At 36.5% G+C, this 17,678-nt stretch carries 11 protein-coding genes; all 11 read left to right on the plus strand.

The window, feature by feature from the left end; genetic code table 11:
• Positions 1-7: 7 nt before the first annotated feature.
• The 11 genes from ACOMCU_RS18490 (at position 8) to ACOMCU_RS18540 (ending at position 17,651) form a co-directional block, all read left to right on the plus strand.
• On the plus strand, positions 8-5,572 hold the full coding sequence (locus ACOMCU_RS18490; protein WP_421050988.1) for a DUF6531 domain-containing protein: 5,565 nt from the start codon (positions 8-10) through the stop codon (positions 5,570-5,572).
• A gap of 13 nt (positions 5,573-5,585) precedes the next feature.
• Positions 5,586-6,206: a hypothetical protein gene (locus ACOMCU_RS18495; RefSeq protein WP_010861493.1), complete on the plus strand. Its 621-nt coding sequence runs from the start codon at positions 5,586-5,588 to the stop codon at positions 6,204-6,206.
• A gap of 860 nt (positions 6,207-7,066) precedes the next feature.
• Positions 7,067-8,626: an RHS repeat-associated core domain-containing protein gene (locus ACOMCU_RS18500; protein WP_421051019.1), complete on the plus strand. Its 1,560-nt coding sequence runs from the start codon at positions 7,067-7,069 to the stop codon at positions 8,624-8,626.
• Positions 8,623-9,474: a hypothetical protein gene (locus ACOMCU_RS18505; RefSeq protein ID WP_421050989.1), complete on the plus strand. Its 852-nt coding sequence runs from the start codon at positions 8,623-8,625 to the stop codon at positions 9,472-9,474. Before ACOMCU_RS18500 ends, ACOMCU_RS18505 begins: the two co-directional genes overlap by 4 nt.
• Positions 9,475-9,892: 418 nt before the next feature.
• Entirely contained in the window at positions 9,893-10,519 is a 627-nt protein-coding gene (locus ACOMCU_RS18510; protein ID WP_421050991.1) for an RHS repeat-associated core domain-containing protein, read from the plus strand.
• A gap of 19 nt (positions 10,520-10,538) precedes the next feature.
• Positions 10,539-11,183: a DUF1963 domain-containing protein gene (locus ACOMCU_RS18515; RefSeq protein ID WP_421050992.1), complete on the plus strand. Its 645-nt coding sequence runs from the start codon at positions 10,539-10,541 to the stop codon at positions 11,181-11,183.
• 396 nt (positions 11,184-11,579) lie between these two features.
• A complete protein-coding gene (locus ACOMCU_RS18520) occupies positions 11,580-12,311 on the plus strand; it encodes an RHS repeat-associated core domain-containing protein (protein WP_421051020.1) in 732 nt (243 codons plus the stop codon).
• 5 nt (positions 12,312-12,316) lie between these two features.
• The gene (locus ACOMCU_RS18525) at positions 12,317-12,946 is read left to right on the plus strand and encodes an Imm43 family immunity protein (RefSeq protein WP_421050993.1); all 630 of its coding nucleotides are present in this window, start codon (positions 12,317-12,319) and stop codon (positions 12,944-12,946) included.
• 450 nt (positions 12,947-13,396) lie between these two features.
• Positions 13,397-14,806 (plus strand): RHS repeat domain-containing protein, encoded by a 1,410-nt coding sequence (locus ACOMCU_RS18530; RefSeq protein ID WP_421050994.1) that lies wholly within the window; start codon positions 13,397-13,399, stop codon positions 14,804-14,806.
• 19 nt (positions 14,807-14,825) lie between these two features.
• Positions 14,826-15,410: a hypothetical protein gene (locus ACOMCU_RS18535; protein WP_421050995.1), complete on the plus strand. Its 585-nt coding sequence runs from the start codon at positions 14,826-14,828 to the stop codon at positions 15,408-15,410.
• A gap of 267 nt (positions 15,411-15,677) precedes the next feature.
• Positions 15,678-17,651, plus strand: a complete 1,974-nt coding sequence (locus tag ACOMCU_RS18540; protein WP_421050996.1) for an RHS repeat domain-containing protein — start codon at positions 15,678-15,680, stop codon at positions 17,649-17,651.
• Positions 17,652-17,678: the final 27 nt, after the last annotated feature.

A 17,678-nucleotide genomic window follows, 5' to 3' on the forward strand; every position in this document is an offset into this window, starting at 1 on the left:
GCAAGTAATGAAATCGCTAGAAGAAAATAAAGTACATATGATTAGTACGTATGAAGATCTTGTGCTCGAATGGCCTTATCCACTTATCCATTTAGATAAACTAACAATCAAACATAAGGGCAATGACCATGCGAAATTGTACTTTACAGGAATGATTGCTGAAGAGCAAGCGCAAAAATATATTCAGCGGGTCAGTCATACAGATGAAGTTGTAGTGAGATTTGGGCGAGCGAAAGACATATTATTCTCAGGAAGAATTGAAAATGCGGAGTTACAGGCATCACAAGGCGTGCATTATGTCTCAGTTGAGGCTGTATCGTTTACGGCAAATATGGATATTGAAAAGCGCTCACGTTCTTTTCAAGATATCAATATGACGTATGTGCAGTTAATCAATAACATCGTGAGAGCCTATCCTAATGGGGATTACATCGACCAGGCTTCTAACGGTCAAGCCATGGATAGTATTTCGATTCAATACTTAGAAACAGATTGGGCATTTATTAAAAGAATGGCCTCCCGTTTGCACGCGGTTGTTTTTCCTGATTTAAAAGGAAAGGGTGCTCGATTCTGGCTTGGTACACCTCAAAGTAGGAAAAGCGTAACCATCGACCATCTACCTTCTGTATTACGTATGGATGTCGATGCGTACCGGTTGATTACTGAAAACGATGGTACGGATGTGAGCGAAGCCGATTATACTTTTTGTGAGTTTGAAAGTACGGAAGCTCATGAATTGGGCACGTTGGTGCAATTCAAGGGAAGATCCTATGTCGTAACGGCTAGGGAAACCCATCTTGATGGGGGTGTGTTGAAGTTTCAATATACTGCCCAACCAGAGAAAAGTATTCGTCAGCGATTGGTACGCAATTTAGATCTCATTGGTGCAGCATTTACAGGAAAGATCATTGATGTCACGCAGAACACAGTCAAAATTCATTTAGATATAGATAAAAACCAGGGTAAAGAAAAAGCACATTGGTTTGCTTATTCAGCAGATGCCAATGGCGTTATGTATTTAATGCCCCAAATAGGTGCACGTGCTCAATTGCATTTTCCGAGTGCAGTTGAAGAAGAGGCCATCGTCATCAGCTCGGTGCGTGTTGATCCAGTCACACCAGAGGGTGGGCAAAAGGCAACGAAGAAAATGGCGGATTCTACCGTTAAGTCATTGGCAACCAATGCTGGGAAAGACATGACATTAGGTGTTGGAGATATTACCTTTAGTGCAGTAGATGGGGTATTGGATTTAAAAATGGATGATGGAGAAGGCATAACATTTCTTAGCAACAGTACCATCATGCTAGCGGCAGATGAAACACTCGAAATTAGTGGAATGAAAGAGCTATCTGTGGAGGCGGAAGAATGGATTGCTGTATCAGCGCAGGAGCAAAGTCATGTGATTCTTGCAGCTGACACACAGTTAATTAGTACGCTCATTGAGCAAGAAGGTACGGAGAAGCAAAGTCAACCACCGAAGTTAAATGAAGAAGCAATCGAAGCTACGTCGAAAGTCGACTTAATTTTCCCGCAAAAGGCAGAAGAGAAGAAAGAGAAGAAAGGCTGGTTTAGTAGTTTAGTAGATGGCGTAAGTTTAGCACTGGATGTCGCTGGGTTTATTCCTGTCATCGGTACATTTGCAGATATTGCGAATGCAGGAATTAGCTTGGCAAGAGGAGATTACATGGGGGCAGCTATGAACATAGTAGGTGCAGTCCCAGTAGTTGGTGATGCAGCAAAAACAGCCTATAAGGCCAGTAAAGCGGCAAAAGTCGGAGATGCAGCCATTACAACCGCAAAAGCTGCGGATAAGGTAGTGGATGCATCAAAAGCAGTAAAAGGGATGAAAGCAGCTTATACGAAAGTTTCTAAAACGCTAGATACAGTAACGGGGCTAGCCAACAAAGGATCTAAGAGCGTGAAGACTGCAGCAGATAAAGTCATCTCCTCGATGGATGAAGTGCTAGCTGTTTCGAAGGCAGTAGACGGAATGAAAGCTATGGCGAAAACGGAGCTAACGAAATTTAATCATGGGGTATTAAAGAAATTTAATTGTACAAAAGGGTTAAGTGATAAATTCTGTAAAAAAGGTTTTGAACCCGTTGATTTAATCACAGGGCGTATGATATATGAAGGTGTCGACTTCGAACTACCTGGACCGATCCCCCTATCATGGGAACGTGCTTGGTACAGTGATAGTAGTCGGGTGGGCTTGTCAGGTCATGGTATGCACTTTACATACGATCTAGCCTTAGAGATATTTGAAGAAGAAGACCTGATTGGGATTGTGGTGACAGATGGTCGCGCAGTTGGCTTTCCGATTTTACCAATAAATTTGTCATATTTTAATAAAAAAGATAGAATGACCCTGACAAATACAGGTGAGGAGTATCATTTGTTTGAGCATGATACACGATTGATTTATGTATTTGAACAAACAACAGAGACGAAATACCGATTAAAAGAAGTAAGAAATGAGCAAGACCATCATATTCAATTTGCGTATAACCTTAAAGGCTTCTTATCCCAAGTAACCGACAGTGTTGGTAGAGTGCTCGAGGTTACGACCAATGAGGCAGGCAGAATGACAGAAGTCGCCTTACGTAATCAGATGAGTCGTGAAGTTTTGGTCCGATATATTTACAATGATGGACAAGATTTAGTTGAAATCCAAGATGCATTAGGGCAAAGTACGCATATAAAATATAACAATCACTTAATGATGCAAAAAACGGATCGAAATAAAAATACCTTCTTCTGGCGCTATGATGGGTCCACTACAGGTGCACGAGTAATCAAAACATGGGGAGATGGCAATGTCCTTGCAGGTGAGCTTTCGTATCATGAAGGCTATAACGAAATTACGAATAGCTTAGGCCATAAGAGTACTTACTATTTTAACGAAGATAACCTCTGTACGAAAATCGTTCATCCAGATGGTAGTGAAGTCAGTTATGAATATAATGAGGACTTTGAATTACTCCAAGCAGTAGATGAAGATGGTCATGTGACGACATTTAGCTATGATGAGTGGGCAAATCCAGTGACGATTACGCGTGCAGATGGCAGTACCTTATCCTCACAGTATGATGACAAGGATAGGCTGATTCAAGCTGTTAGCGCAGAGGGTGGAAGTAATCAGTGGATTTATAATGAAGATGGGACATTACAGGCAAATATTTTAGATGATGGCACGAAAACGGAATTCTCCTATAATGAGCATCATTTAATTGAAACGGTAACGAATGCGCAAGGTCATGTGGTAAGCTTAGCTTATGATACTGATCTAAACTTATGTCAAGTGACATTGCCAGACGGGACAAGTTCGACATGGGCGTATGACTATCGTGGTAATTGCACAACAACGACCAATCCGTTAGGGGCCACAGAGAAATTCCGTTATGATAACTTGAATCGCCTTGTTCGGGCCAATCTTTCAGACGGTAACGACGTACAATTAAAGTACAATGCCTATGACGATATTGTTTTTGCGAAAGATAACCATACGCAAGTAGCCTTTGATTACACTATTCTTGGCAGTTTGAAGGCTCGAGAACAAGGTGGCAAGAACGTCAAATTCAACTATGATACAGAGGAGCAGTTAACCGCTGTCATCAATGAAAAAGGCGAAACGTATCAGTTTGAACGTGATACGAAAGGCAATATCATCAAGGAAATCAGCTTTGATGAGCTAACCAAAACGTATGAGCGAAGTCAGGCAGGATTAGTGCAGAGGATTGTTCGTCCAGATAATCGTTGGACAGCGTATCAGCATGACAATCTAGGGAATGTCATTCGCTCAGATTATTTTGACGATACCTGGGAGACGTTTGGCTATGACAAAAATGGTTCGTTAATAGAGACTGCCAATGAGCATGTAACCGTAAAGCTGGAGCGAGATCCATCTGGACAAGTGATCAAGGAATGGCAGAATGACCATTGGATTGCGAGTAGCTATGATGAATTAGGCAATCGTTCACAGATTACGAGTAGCTTAGGTGCAAAAATCGATGTCGCTCGTAATGTGATGGGAAATGTATCGCAAATCACAGCTTCTCGTTCAGAGCAAGAACAGTGGACAGCAGCGATGCAATACAATGAACTTGGTCAAGAGATTGAGAGAATCCTACCAGGAGATGTCATCAGCAAATGGCAATATGACGTGACCGGTAGACCGACAAATCATCGAGTAAGTAGTCAAAAGCGTGATACACGAAGACGCGTCTATAATTGGGATGTCAATCATCGATTACGAAGCACGGTCAACGAGTTAACAGGTGTTCGAGTTACCTATGGTTACGATGAATTCAGTAACCTCGTCTGGGCCAATCAAGACAGTCGTCAATTTGATTTCTTATATCGCAGTGTTGATGATGTCGGGAATTTGTATGAAACGAAAGAAAAGACAGATCGTGTCTATGGTGCCGGCAGCAGATTGCTTGAAACGAAAGAGGCAACATTCTCTTATGATGATGAAGGTAATCTTGTTCAGAAGATTGAGAAGAATGGTGGTACATGGAATTACGAGTATTATGGCAATGGGACGATGTCAAAGGTCATCAAACCAGACAAGACAGAAGTTACTTTCAAGTATGACTCACTAGGTAGACGAATAGAGAAGAGTTGTGAAGGTAGGGCTACTAATTTTGTGTGGGAAGGGAATACAATTCTACATGAGTGGGTTGAAGGTAGCTATACTTGTGAAGATGGTGCTTCGAATGCATCTTCTAACACTACATCACATGGCGCTGCAAACATTGACAGAAGTCTTATAACTTGGGTATTTGATGAAGATTCATTTGTTCCTTCTGCTAAAATTACAAGTGAAGGTAATTACAGTATTATAAGCGATTATTTGGGTACACCTGTTGGAGCTTATGATACGGAAGGTAAGCAGATTTGGTCAAGTGAACTAGATATTTATGGTCATGTAAAAGAATTGACTGGTGAGAAGGATTTCATACCATTCCGATATCAAGGGCAGTATGAGGATGGGGAAACGGGGCTCTACTATAACAGATTTCGGTATTATTCACCAAGTGAGGGGATTTATACACAACAGGATCCGATTGGGCTTGCTGGTAGTAACCCTACTTTGTATGGGTATGTAAGTAATCCACTTATAATAACGGATCCATTAGGGTTATTGAACGAATTTGGGATTGCTCGTTATGGTAGTAAGCTTCACATGAATGATGGATTTACAGCACATGAATTATTGCAGAATGCTTGGTTAAAACATAATAAAGGTGTAGAACGTCTTAAAGGTCCAATGTCAAGGCATAATCCAGCTATTGCACTTACTGAAGTTCCTCTTCATCAAAGAATAAGTGCTTTGCAAAATAGATATGGAATGCATAGCAAAAATGTATTACAAAATCAAACTGCACTGCAGAACATTAATAGGAATGCTGCGCTAACTAGACGTGGCATTATAGATGAACTGGTAAACAATAGAGGGATGGATAAAGCAAGTGCAAAAATATTTGCGACAGAAAAGGTAAAAGAACTTAGGACTGCAGCTATCGAGCATGGGCAAAAACATGGGCTTATACCATGTAATGTAAAATAGAAGGGGGATTACAATGAGAGATTTTAAAATTCTTAAAGAACGAAAAGAGTGTATGATTTTTCAAGCGAGTGAAAATGATAGCCGTAGTGGATGGATCGGAGGGAATGCACCAGTATATTTTGATGAATTGGAAGGCATGGTAAATAAAGAAACTAAGTTGAATTTTTATTTGTCTATAGTTAACCCTTTTGATGAAAATGAAATGATTTCCATTTTCGCTCCTGAAAATTTTGAAGAACGTATTTCTAAAAATAGGTATCCAAATTGTTCGTTATTAACATTTAAACATCCTAAAACAGAAGAGAGCAAATTTGAAACTTTTACCAATCCTGATTTAGTAAAGCACTTTATTTCGGAAGCTAATATTGTAAGTGATAAAAAATCATTTAAAGAAAGTTTTCTTATCAAATTTGGGGGAACACCAAAGCATATTCAAGAAGAAGAGTATTATTATAAGGAGTTGCATGATGATGGTTATAGTTTTATATTCCAGGTCGATGAGGAAGGATATCCAGATACACTAATAAAGCCAAGAAAAAGTTATCCCTTTGCGTTCGGTGCTCTATATTTATATGCACAGATTTTAGAAAGTTCGATTGAGAACCCCATAAAAGGCTATTGGCAATATTCTTAATGTGAAGAAATGAAAAATACATTTACACGAACGACTAAATAGTATCGTTAAATATTCAAGTCAAACGAATTTCGAACAATTACCTGCGAAAAGAGCGGTTTAATGGCATCTTGAATAGGCATAGTATTTGTTGGCTTTGATTTTTTGGTACACGAAATGTGGAACTACTTTATCACCTTTTTTGTATGACGAGTACACAGGGTGTGAGAGTGATTACTTTAGCTAGTAATGTAGATACCAATAACCCATCAAAACAAGTTTTGCTTGGTCTTTATAACATGGATATATTAAAGCGAAAGTCAACGAATTAGCGGCAGAGTTAAATCCGTCTTTCAAATTAAACAAAAGCAAGGACATATTATGATACCAAAACATATGTAAAGAAGAGGTTATAAATTCTTACTTTACATATGTTTTTTTGTGTAAGAGATGGAATTATTTTTATATACTTATATTCTATCTTCATCTGAAACAATTTTTTACAAGGGTAGCCGAAACTGCTAGAAGCCTTTATTTTAGGGCGTTTATGGCTCGCATATGAACGAAGTCAGGCAGGATTAGTGTAGAGGATTGTTCGTCCAGATAATCGTTGGACAGCGTATCAGCATGATGGTTTAGGAAATGTCATTCGCTCAGATTATTATGACGATACCTGGGAAACGTTTGGCTATGACAAAAATGGTTCGTTAATAGAGACTGCCAATGAACATGTAACCGTAAAGCTGGAGCGAGATCCAGCTGGACAAGTCATCAAGGAATGGCAGAATGACCATTGGATTGCGAGTAGCTATGATGAATTAGGCAATCGTTCACAGATTACGAGTAGCTTAGGTGCAAAAATCGATGTCGCTCGTAATGTGATGGGAAATGTATCGCAAATCACAGCTTCTCGTTCAGAGCAAGAACAGTGGACAGCAGCGATGCAATACAATGAACTTGGGCAAGAGATTGAGAGAATCTTACCAGGAGATGTCATCAGCAAATGGCAATATGATGTGACCGGTAGGCCAACACACCATCGAGTAAGTAGTCAAAACCGCGATACACGAAGACGCGTCTATAATTGGGACGTCAATCATCGATTACGAAGCATGGTCAACGAGTTAACAGGTGTAAAAGTTACCTATGGTTACGATGAATTCAGTAACCTCGTGTGGTCCAATCAAGGCGGTCAATTTGACTTCTTACACCGCAGTGTCGATGATGTTGGGAATTTGTATGAAACGAAAGACAAAAAAGATCGTGTCTATGGCGCTGGAAGCAGATTACTAGAAACGAAAGATGCCAAATTCTTTTATGATGAAGAAGGAAATCTAGTTGAGAAAGTCGAAAAGAATGGTGATACGTGGAAGTACGAGTACGATGGCAATGGCATGATGTCGAAGGTCATCAAACCAGATAAGACAGAAGTTACTTTCAAGTATGACTCACTAGGTAGACGAATAGAGAAGAGTTCTGACGAGAAGTCAATGAGATTCGTGTGGGATGGGAATACTATTCTACATGAGTATTTCACGCAGAATGATTCAAATATATTTGAAAATATAGTTGAGAATTCTTCACAGACTGACGACGAAATAGCAAATAATCTTGTTACATGGGTATTTAATGATGGGTTCGTACCTTCAGCTAAAATTACGAGTGAAGGTAACTACAGTATTATTAGTGACTATCTTGGAACGCCTGTAGAAGCTTTTGATGAACAAGGTAAAAAGGTTTGGTCAGCTGAGCTTGATGTTTATGGCAGAGTAAAAGAATTTACAGGTGAACAAGATCTTATTCCATTCCGTTATCAAGGACAGTATGAAGATGTAGAAATAGGATTGTATTATAATCGATTCAGATACTACGATCCGGAACAAGGGAATTATACTCAAGTAGACCCGATTGGACTTGCGGGTGGAAATCCTACTTTGTATGGGTATGTCGGAAACCCTAATAATTCAATTGATATATTTGGTCTAGCCCCAAAATTCCCAAAGTTACCAGGTGTGGATTTATCAGAATTAAACTTAATTATGTATAAACCGACAAAAGTAACACCAATAAATGGATCGTATTATCAAGGAATAGAACGGGCTTGGGAATTAGAAAAAGAATTGGTCAATAAAACAGGGAGTGGAACTCATCCTTGGAATGCAGCTGAAATAGAAGAATTAATAAGCCGCGGAAAAGTGAGTGGTTATACAGGGCACCATATTACTAATCATAAAAACGGGGCTTTAGGGAATGCTTGGAAGGGAGACTCAAGAAATATTAGATTTTTATCTAATGCTAAACATGTTGGAGGATATAATGAACATTTATATGGTGAGAGAGGCCATAGAGGAAGTTATACCAATGCAACTACTGGTCGACTAATTGATCGCCAAGCAATGATAGATAGATACGACATTGGAGGGAGATGTAAAAAACGATGAAGTACCTAGCTCATTCAATTTCTAAGCATGAAAATGGCAGTAAGATTAGATATTTAGGAACATCTGCAGAAACGAAACGAGAGTTAGAAAAGATTTTTAAACTCCCTCTTTTAAGTCAAGTACTTTTGAAATGGTACAATGATTTACCAAAATCTAAAGACATAATGTTTTATTGGACTAACGACTTTTATATTATTGGTATGGAAAATCTATTGGTTGCTTTAGAAGGTTACAGATTTATTAGAGAAGATAAAGGTTGGAGAGATATCTCAGAGATAATGAAATGGAATGAGAATTGGATCATTATCTCTAGTTGGAGTGGGAATCCAGTGATTGCAGATATAAGTGAAGTTGAAACTCCAATTTATTATGATTATGTTGGAGGAGAATTTTCTCCAAAACTCTTAGTAGACTCACTGGAAAAGTTCGACTATTTTTTGTCTGTTTGGCTTGATAAACATGATAATAGGTATTATAAAAGTGGAGAGTATCAATCTAATTTTTATGAGTTAATGGAGAAAGAGTGGAAAATTAAATTAAGTGATGAAGAAATTAAAAATATATGCGAATTTCTTCCTATTGCAAAATCTAAAGAAAATTTTGCACCAATTGGGCAACGAATTAAAGAAAAAGTTAAAAAATATTATGTATATCTTGATGATCCAGGTGAAAATAAATCAAAAGTGATCTTAGCAGTAAAAAAAGAAACAGGACTATCACTCGATGAAATACGAAATCGATTAAATAGTAATGGGTTTCTAATAGCTGAGGGATATGGGGAAAATACTTTAGTTTTAGCTGACTATTTTATTTCGTTGGGTGCAAAAGTAAGAACTGAGCAGAAATAAAATATTATAGTGAATTCTTATTTATTTTATCAAGAAAGAAAGCTTGTTAAGTCCGAAATATGTTGATTTAACATAATTTCTTTAAATTTAATTATGAATGGAAGTAGAAACATGGTGATAATAAAGCCGACTCCATAGTATTTACCTGATGATAAATTTTAGAGATAGGTAAGAAGACAATATAAGTCCTTCTTACCTATTTTTTTGTGGAATGACTGTTTATGGTGATGTTTCCTCTGAATCAAGGAATAAAGGTTCGTAATTTATTTCAACAAGTACAGACCCCGAAGCATTAGGAAAACATCGTGAACCTAGAAAAAATGGTTTGCTTTGATATTCCGTATATTTACTCCCCTGCTTCATCTGAGGCAGGGATTTTTAAATATTAGCAAACACCCCAGCTAGAAACCTGATATTAGTGCAGCTTGATATTTATGGACGAGTGATGGAATTCACCGGTGAGCAGGATTTCATTCCGTTTAGGTATCAAGGACAGTATGAAGATGTAGAAATAGGACTGTATTATAATCGATTCCGATACTACTCACCTACTGAGGGTATCTATACACAGCCAGACCCGATTGGGCTTGCGGGGAATAATCCTACACTTTATGGGTATGTAAATAATCCATTAGTTGAAATTGATCCCTATGGTTTAGCTAAGTTGTTTCAATTAGGAACTTATAGAAGTTTGAATGGTAAAAGTAATATAGGCGATGGTTTACAGGCACATGAACTGATTAGACATGAGTATTTATATCAACAAGGATTGGCAAAAAAACACGGGAGACTAGGAGGAAATCCATCTATAGCATTGGATAATCCACATCATACACAAGTCGGAGGGGCGCATTGGCATGAACGTCAAATCAGGTCTACACTTTATAATCTTGGAGAAAATGAATTTCATCAAAATATAAAGCGAGAATTAGATATTACTCAAGGAGCATTGAGAAAAGCTGGAGTGCCTGCAAGTAGAGCAAGAGAGCTTAGGAAAGAATCAGAGAAATTTTACAAAAACCTTGTAAGTAAAAAATGTAGATAATAAGGATGGTGTTGAAAATATGTCAGTTGAAATTATTTTTAAAGATGTTGAAAATGAATCCATTGTACCTCGACTTGGCGGTTATAGCTTCTTGCCAGAAAATATTGATTGGCCATTAAATCCAAATGGAGATAAATTAACACTTGTATTATGCTTGCCAACGGATTTTCTAAATAAAACTCTAGATTTAAATTTACCAAAAAAACATTTACTATCCGTTTTTTCAACGTATAAAAAAGATGATTATTTTTTAGATTTAATCACTTTTCATGGAGATAAAGAAGAGTTAAAAAACATTAAAAAGGGGTTTACAAGAGTTTTATTACACGAAGCTGGTGATATTCGAAATGAATCAGATTTCCTAATACCAGCACAAGAGTTCATTTTTGGGGATGAATTGAATTTAGATTTAGAAGAAGTAGATGAAAAAGATTTGGATGATATAGAGATTTACTGTGGTTCATTGATTGGCAATAAACCATCTCTGTTACAAATAGAAAACTTGGGTCTTGATGATTATCAATTTTGCCTACAAATTTATGGCGGTGATTTTCCGAAAGGATTTCATGATATTTTTAGCCTAAGTGACTCGATCGGATACTTGTTTTTAAATAAAAATTATAATCAAAATGATGCAGGTGTTTTTTTTACACAATGTACTTAGAATAATGACTTTTAAAATAATCCTAGGCTAGTTTATAAGCTCCCGAAACATATGTAAAGAAGACGTCATAAGCTCTTTCTTTACATATGTTTTTTTGTTAAAAAAATTTATATCTTCATCTGGGACAGTTTTTTTTGACATGAAAAAAATTGCTAGAAGCCTTGAATCAAACCAAACAAGAAAGAAGTTACTTTCAAGTATGATTCACTAGGTAGACGAATAGAGAAGAGTTCTGACGATAAAACAATACAATTCGTATGGGATGGGAATACCATTCTACATGAGTATTGTTCGGAGAATGATTCAGTTGAACTAGAAAATGATAATCTAGTCACATGGGTATTTAATGATGGGTTTGTACCTTCAGCTAAAATTACGAATGAAGGTAACTACAGTATTAGTAGTGATTACCTAGGAACGCCTGTCGAAGCTTATGATCAAGAAGGTAAGAGGGTTTGGTCAGCTAAACTTGATATTTATGGGCGAGTAAAAGAATTCACTGGTGAGCAGGGTTTCATTCCATTCCGTTATCAAGGGCAGTATGAAGATGTAGAAATAGGATTGTATTATAATCGATTCAGATACTATGACCCAGAACAAGGGAATTATACTCAAATAGACCCGATTGGACTAGCGGGTGGGAATCCTACTTTGTATGGGTATGTTGGAGACACGAATACTTGGATTGATGTATTTGGATTATCAAGAGCACCGAGTCAAATCTTAGCAGGTAACTTAAAGAAGGGCGGAAGTAAGACAGCTGGATATCAGGCTCATCATGTAATCCAAACAAATGTTTGGAAACGATATAAAACGTTTTTCGACGATATAGGCATAGGGGGATTAAGAGATGAGGCTTTTAACGGTATGATGATTCCAAGTAATCCTGATACCCTTAAAAAAAGTTCCTTTAACTTTATTCATAATACTCATCATTCTCTATATAACAGTCATGTAGTAAATGAGATAAAATTTATTTCTGAAGATTTCGATAATGAAATCATTGATGAAAAGGCAGCAAGAGGAAAAGTTAGAAAATTACAAATGAATTTAAAGAATCAACTTTCAATGGGGCATTTTGACACAGTTCAGTCGAAAAAATATCCAAAATGCAAGAGATTGGGGTAATTAATTTGAAAAAATATATGATTATAAATGACAAACTCACGACACCTATTTTCTTAGATGGGGTAATACATGAGCATTTTGATGAAACAATGTATCACGAAGGAATGGGGTATAGTTGGAATCGTCATTTTTTTAACAAAGATGAATTTCCAAAAGAGTTGTGGCTGATTACAACAAGCAAAATAGAGTTTGACTATTATGAAAGTTTTTTAGGTCATATTGTTGAAGAACAGTTTTTAAATCTAATAGTTGAGTCAAAATCGTTACAAGATTATGTAATAGCAAAACTAAATATAGTCAATACGAAGGGCAAGTCAAAAGTAAAGAAAAACAAAAACTACTATTTTATTAAGTATTTTGATGGTATTTCTTTAGTGGATTATGAGAAGTCAGAATTTATTTCAAGAGAAGTACCTAAAAATAAGATTTTTAAATCTGAAGGGACATTTGTTGAAAAATATCAGAAAATTGTTTTTAAAAATACAGATTTTGATGTATTTCGGTTAAAGGATTTACGATTAAGTTCATACTTATTTTGTTCAGAAAAATTTAGGCAACAATGCATTGCACTAAAATTAAATGGGTTAAAATTTATTGAATTAGATGAGGTAGCAACACACATTAACTCTCGTTAGGCAAAACAATAGAATAAATATATTCTTCTAAAGCAACAGTAGGGTGATTATAATGTTACTCATGGTTGGAGGTTATTTACTAGAATGTTTAAAAGCTTTATAACAAGGAGAATTAAGTAATTAAAGTTACCTAAGGAAGATTTTATTATGATGTTATAATAGAAGAGCTTGTATACTTCTATGCAAATTAAGAAATTTTTTAGATGTGAAATTAATACTTGGTGGCTATTTTATATAGTTCCAATTATTAAAATCTCTAATTAAAAGAGTAGCATATAAATCCATAAAATATGGATTTTATTGCTACTCTTCTTTTTATTAATTTATTAACCTTTTGGATAAGGTTTTCAAGGAATTTTTGCAATTCAATATATTCGCAATGTATTCTTATGTTTTATCCAGCAATTCTTTATTCCTCTAATCTTTGATTCGTTTAAACAACTCAACGTGATGACAAATAGCTATGAGATTGAGAGAATCTTACCAGGGGATGTCATCAGCAAATGGCAATATGACGTGACCGGTAGACCGACACAGCATCGAATAAGTAGTCAAAATCGTGATACACGAAGACGCGTCTATAATTGGGATGTTAATCACCAATTACGAAGCACGGTCAACGAGTTAACAGGTGTTCGAGTTACCTATGGTTACGATGAATTCAGTAACCTCGTGTGGTCCAATCAAGGTGGTCAATTTGATTTCTTATACCGCAGTGTGGACGATGTCGGGAATTTGTATGAAACAAAAGACAAAAAAGATCGTGTCTATGGCGCTGGAAGCAGATTGCTTGAAACGAGAGAGGCAACATTCTTTTATGATGAGGAAGGGAATCTCGTTAAAAAGGTCGAAAAGAATGGTGATACGTGGAAGTACGAATACTATGGCAATGGCATGATGTCAAAAGTCATCCGACCAGATAACAAAGAAGTTACTTTTAAGTATGATTCACTAGGTAGACGAATAAAGAAGAGTTCTGACGATAAAACAATACAATTCGTATGGGATGGGAATACCATTCTACATGAGTATTGTTCGCGGGATGATTCAGATATATTTGAAAATTCAGTTGAGAATTCTTCACAAACTGACGCCGAAATGGCAGATAATCTTGTTACATGGGTATTTAGTGATGGGTTCGTCCCTTCAGCTAAAATTACGAGTGAAGGTAACTACAGTATTATTAGTGATTATCTAGGAACGCCTGTCGAAGCCTATGATCAAGAAGGTAAAAAGGTTTGGTCAGCTGAGCTTGATGTTTATGGCAGAGTAAAAGAATTTACAGGTGAACAAGATTTCATTCCATTCCGTTATCAAGGGCAGTATGAAGATGTAGAAATAGGACTTTATTATAATCGATTCCGATACTACGACCCAGAACAAGGGAATTATACTCAAATTGACCCGATTGGACTTGCTGGTGGGAATCCTACTTTGTATGGATATGTCAGGGATACAAATAACAATATAGATAAATTTGGCTTATATTCAGATTTATTGGATACTGGTATGGGACATCATTTGATGCCGAGATCAATAGCCAAGGCTTTAGACATTTCAGAATTAAGTCAAATTAATTCGATTTCTTGGTATCCAGATGAAGGAGCTGGAACAGCAGAACTTCACAAAAAATTGCATAGAAAACTTATAGAAGATGGAATACCTTATCATGGTTCAAAATTTACTGGTACGACAGATGAATTCTTTGAAAAAGCTGCTAAAGCATACGAAGATATTGACGTTAAAGGTTATTTAAAAATCCCTTACACTAAAGAATGGTTATTCAAAAATTTAACCCCTGCAGAAGGTTTAGAGAAATTAAAAGAATTACATTCAAATGGAAAAATCCCTTGTGGATAGAAGAAAAGGAGATGTTATGATGGATAGAATTTTAGGTACCGCAAGTTACGGAATTTGTTTATTTTCATTAGACGTATTAGAAGATTTTTTAAAGAAAGAAAAAGTTAGGTCAAAAAAACTTTTAAAAAATTTTCAGGATAATCATAAACGATATTTAACTTCACTTGCAGAGGGTATTTGGATTCCTTTTTTACCGATAAATTCTATAGAATATATTGTCAAACTTGAAAATTGTAATCAGACATTTGACGATGAATGGGAGGGAAAAATAGTATATCATGACTTCAATATTGAAGTTAAAGATACATTATGGATTGCTGATGTTGGTTCATTTTATACATTCAATAAAAATGAATATTTAGAAAATGATGAAATATCATATCAAACGTTAGATGGAGAGACTGTATATTCTGGATTTAGGTATAATGTTTCTTCTGGAAAATATTTGGTATCCATAAAGGGCTATGCTCGTAAGAAGAAATTAGATTATCCTAATGCAAATTTTGGGTTTTTGTTTTCTCTTGTTAAAGTGAATGAATTTGAAGGGTTTAATGATCCACGTGAAGATGAAAAATATAACTTTAATGTGGCGAGGATGGATTAAGCCTTATAGATATAACACATATACTAAGTTAAAAGGTCTTTAGAATTATCACAGATAAGAGAAATACTTTAGGGTATCAATTCTTAAAAAAAGTTTTTACCTATGTTTTAAATGATTTGTAGTTTAATTTAAAAAGGGCAATAAATCCATTTAAAAGGATTTTATTGCCCTTTTGATCTTTTATAATAAAGATCTGAACTTTTAAAAAACTGTTGATTTAAATCTAACTAAAGCTTAGCTTATGATACTGATCTGAACTTGTGTCAAGTGACGTTAGATGGTAACGATGTTCAATTGCAGTACAATGCCTATGACGATATTGTTTTTGCGAAAGATAACCATACGCAAGTAGCCTTTGATTACACCATTCTTGGCAGCTTGAAAGCTCGAGAACAAGGTGGCAAGAACGTCAAATTCACCTATGATACAGAGGAGCAGTTAACCGCTGTCATCAATGAAAAAGGCGAAGCGTATGCATTTGAACGTGATACGAAAGGCAATATCATCAAGGAAATCGGCTTTGATGAGATGGAAAGAACATATGAGCGAAGTCTGGCTGGATTGGTTCAGAGGATTCAACGTCCAGATGATCGTTGGACAGCGTATCAACATGACGGTTTAGGAAATGTCATTCGCTCAGATTATTATGATGATACCTGGGAGACGTTTGGCTATGACAAATGTGGTTCGTTAATAGAGACTGCCAATGAACATGTAACCGTTAAACTGGAGCGAGATCCATCTGGACAAGTAATCAAAGAGTGGCAGAATGACCATTGGATTGCAAGTAGTTATGATGAATTAGGCAATCGTTCACAAATTACAAGTAGCTTAGGTGCAAAAATCGATGTTGCTCGTAATGAGCTGGGAAATGTGGCGCAAATTACTGCTTCTCGCTTAGAGCAAGAAAATTGGACGGTAACGATGATGTACAATGAGCTTGGTCAAGAGATTGAGAGGATCTTACCAGGAGATGTCATCGGCAAATGGCAATTTGATATAACAGGTAGACCGACACACCATCGAACAAGTAGTCAAAACCGCAATACACGAAGACGCGTGTATAATTGGGATGTTAATCACCAATTACGAAGCATGGTCAACGAGTTAACAGGTGTAAAAGTTACCTATGGTTACGATGAATTCAGTAACCTCGTTTGGTCCAATCAAGGCGGTCAATTTGATTTCTTACACCGCAGTGTCGATGATGTCGGGAATTTGTATGAAACGAAAGAAAAGACAGATCGTGTCTATGGTGCCGGAAGTAGATTACTTGAAACGAAAGAGGCAACATTCTCTTATGATGAGGAAGGGAATCTCGTTCAGAAAGTCGAAAAGAATGGCGATACGTGGAAGTACGAGTACTATGGCAATGGCATGATGTCGAAGGTCATCAAACCAGATAAGACAGAAGTTACTTTCAAGTATGATTCACTAGGTAGACGAATAGAGAAGAGTTCTGACGATAAAACAATACAATTCGTATGGGACGGGAATACCATTCTACATGAGTATTCAGAGAATGATTCGGCTGAACTAGAAAATGATAATCTAGTCACATGGGTATTTAATGATGGGTTCGTACCTTCAGCTAAAATTACGAATGAAGGTAACTATAGCATTATTAGTGATTACCTAGGAACGCCTGTCGAAGCCTATGACGAACAAGGAAAGCAAGTTTGGTCAGCTGAGCTTGATATTTATGGCAGAGTAAAAGAATTCACTGGTGAAATAGATTTCATTCCATTTAGGTATCAAGGTCAGTATGAAGACATGGAGATTGGATTATATTACAACAGATTCCGATACTACGATCCAGAACAAGGGAATTATACTCAAATAGACCCGATTGGGCTTGCAGGTGGGAATCCGACTCTGTATGGGTATGTAAGAAATTCGAATTATTGGATTGATCCTTTTGGATTAACACTTTACCATTATACTGATTCTGAAGGAGCAAAAGCTATCCAAGAATCAGGCGTAATAAGACCAGATAGTAGAGGAAGAGTATTTGTTACAACAGATCAAATTCCTGCTAAGGACGTAAATAACGCTTTATTAATGGGTCAAAAACCAGATGTAGGAACGCATGTGGTGAAAATAGATTTGTTGGATCAAAATGACTTTAAATTAACAACCGAGGGATGTACTCAACCTAACGAATTAATTTACAAGGGAGCAATTCGTGATGGAAGAAATGCTAATTTGACAGTAGGAGAGAACACTTTTTGTAAGGGTTAAATGTTAGATGGATCAATGTGAGGAAAT

The organism is Lysinibacillus sp. UGB7 (genome assembly GCF_049058285.1).
In the GTDB taxonomy this organism is placed as follows: Bacteria; Bacillota; Bacilli; order Bacillales_A; family Planococcaceae; genus Lysinibacillus; species Lysinibacillus sphaericus_B.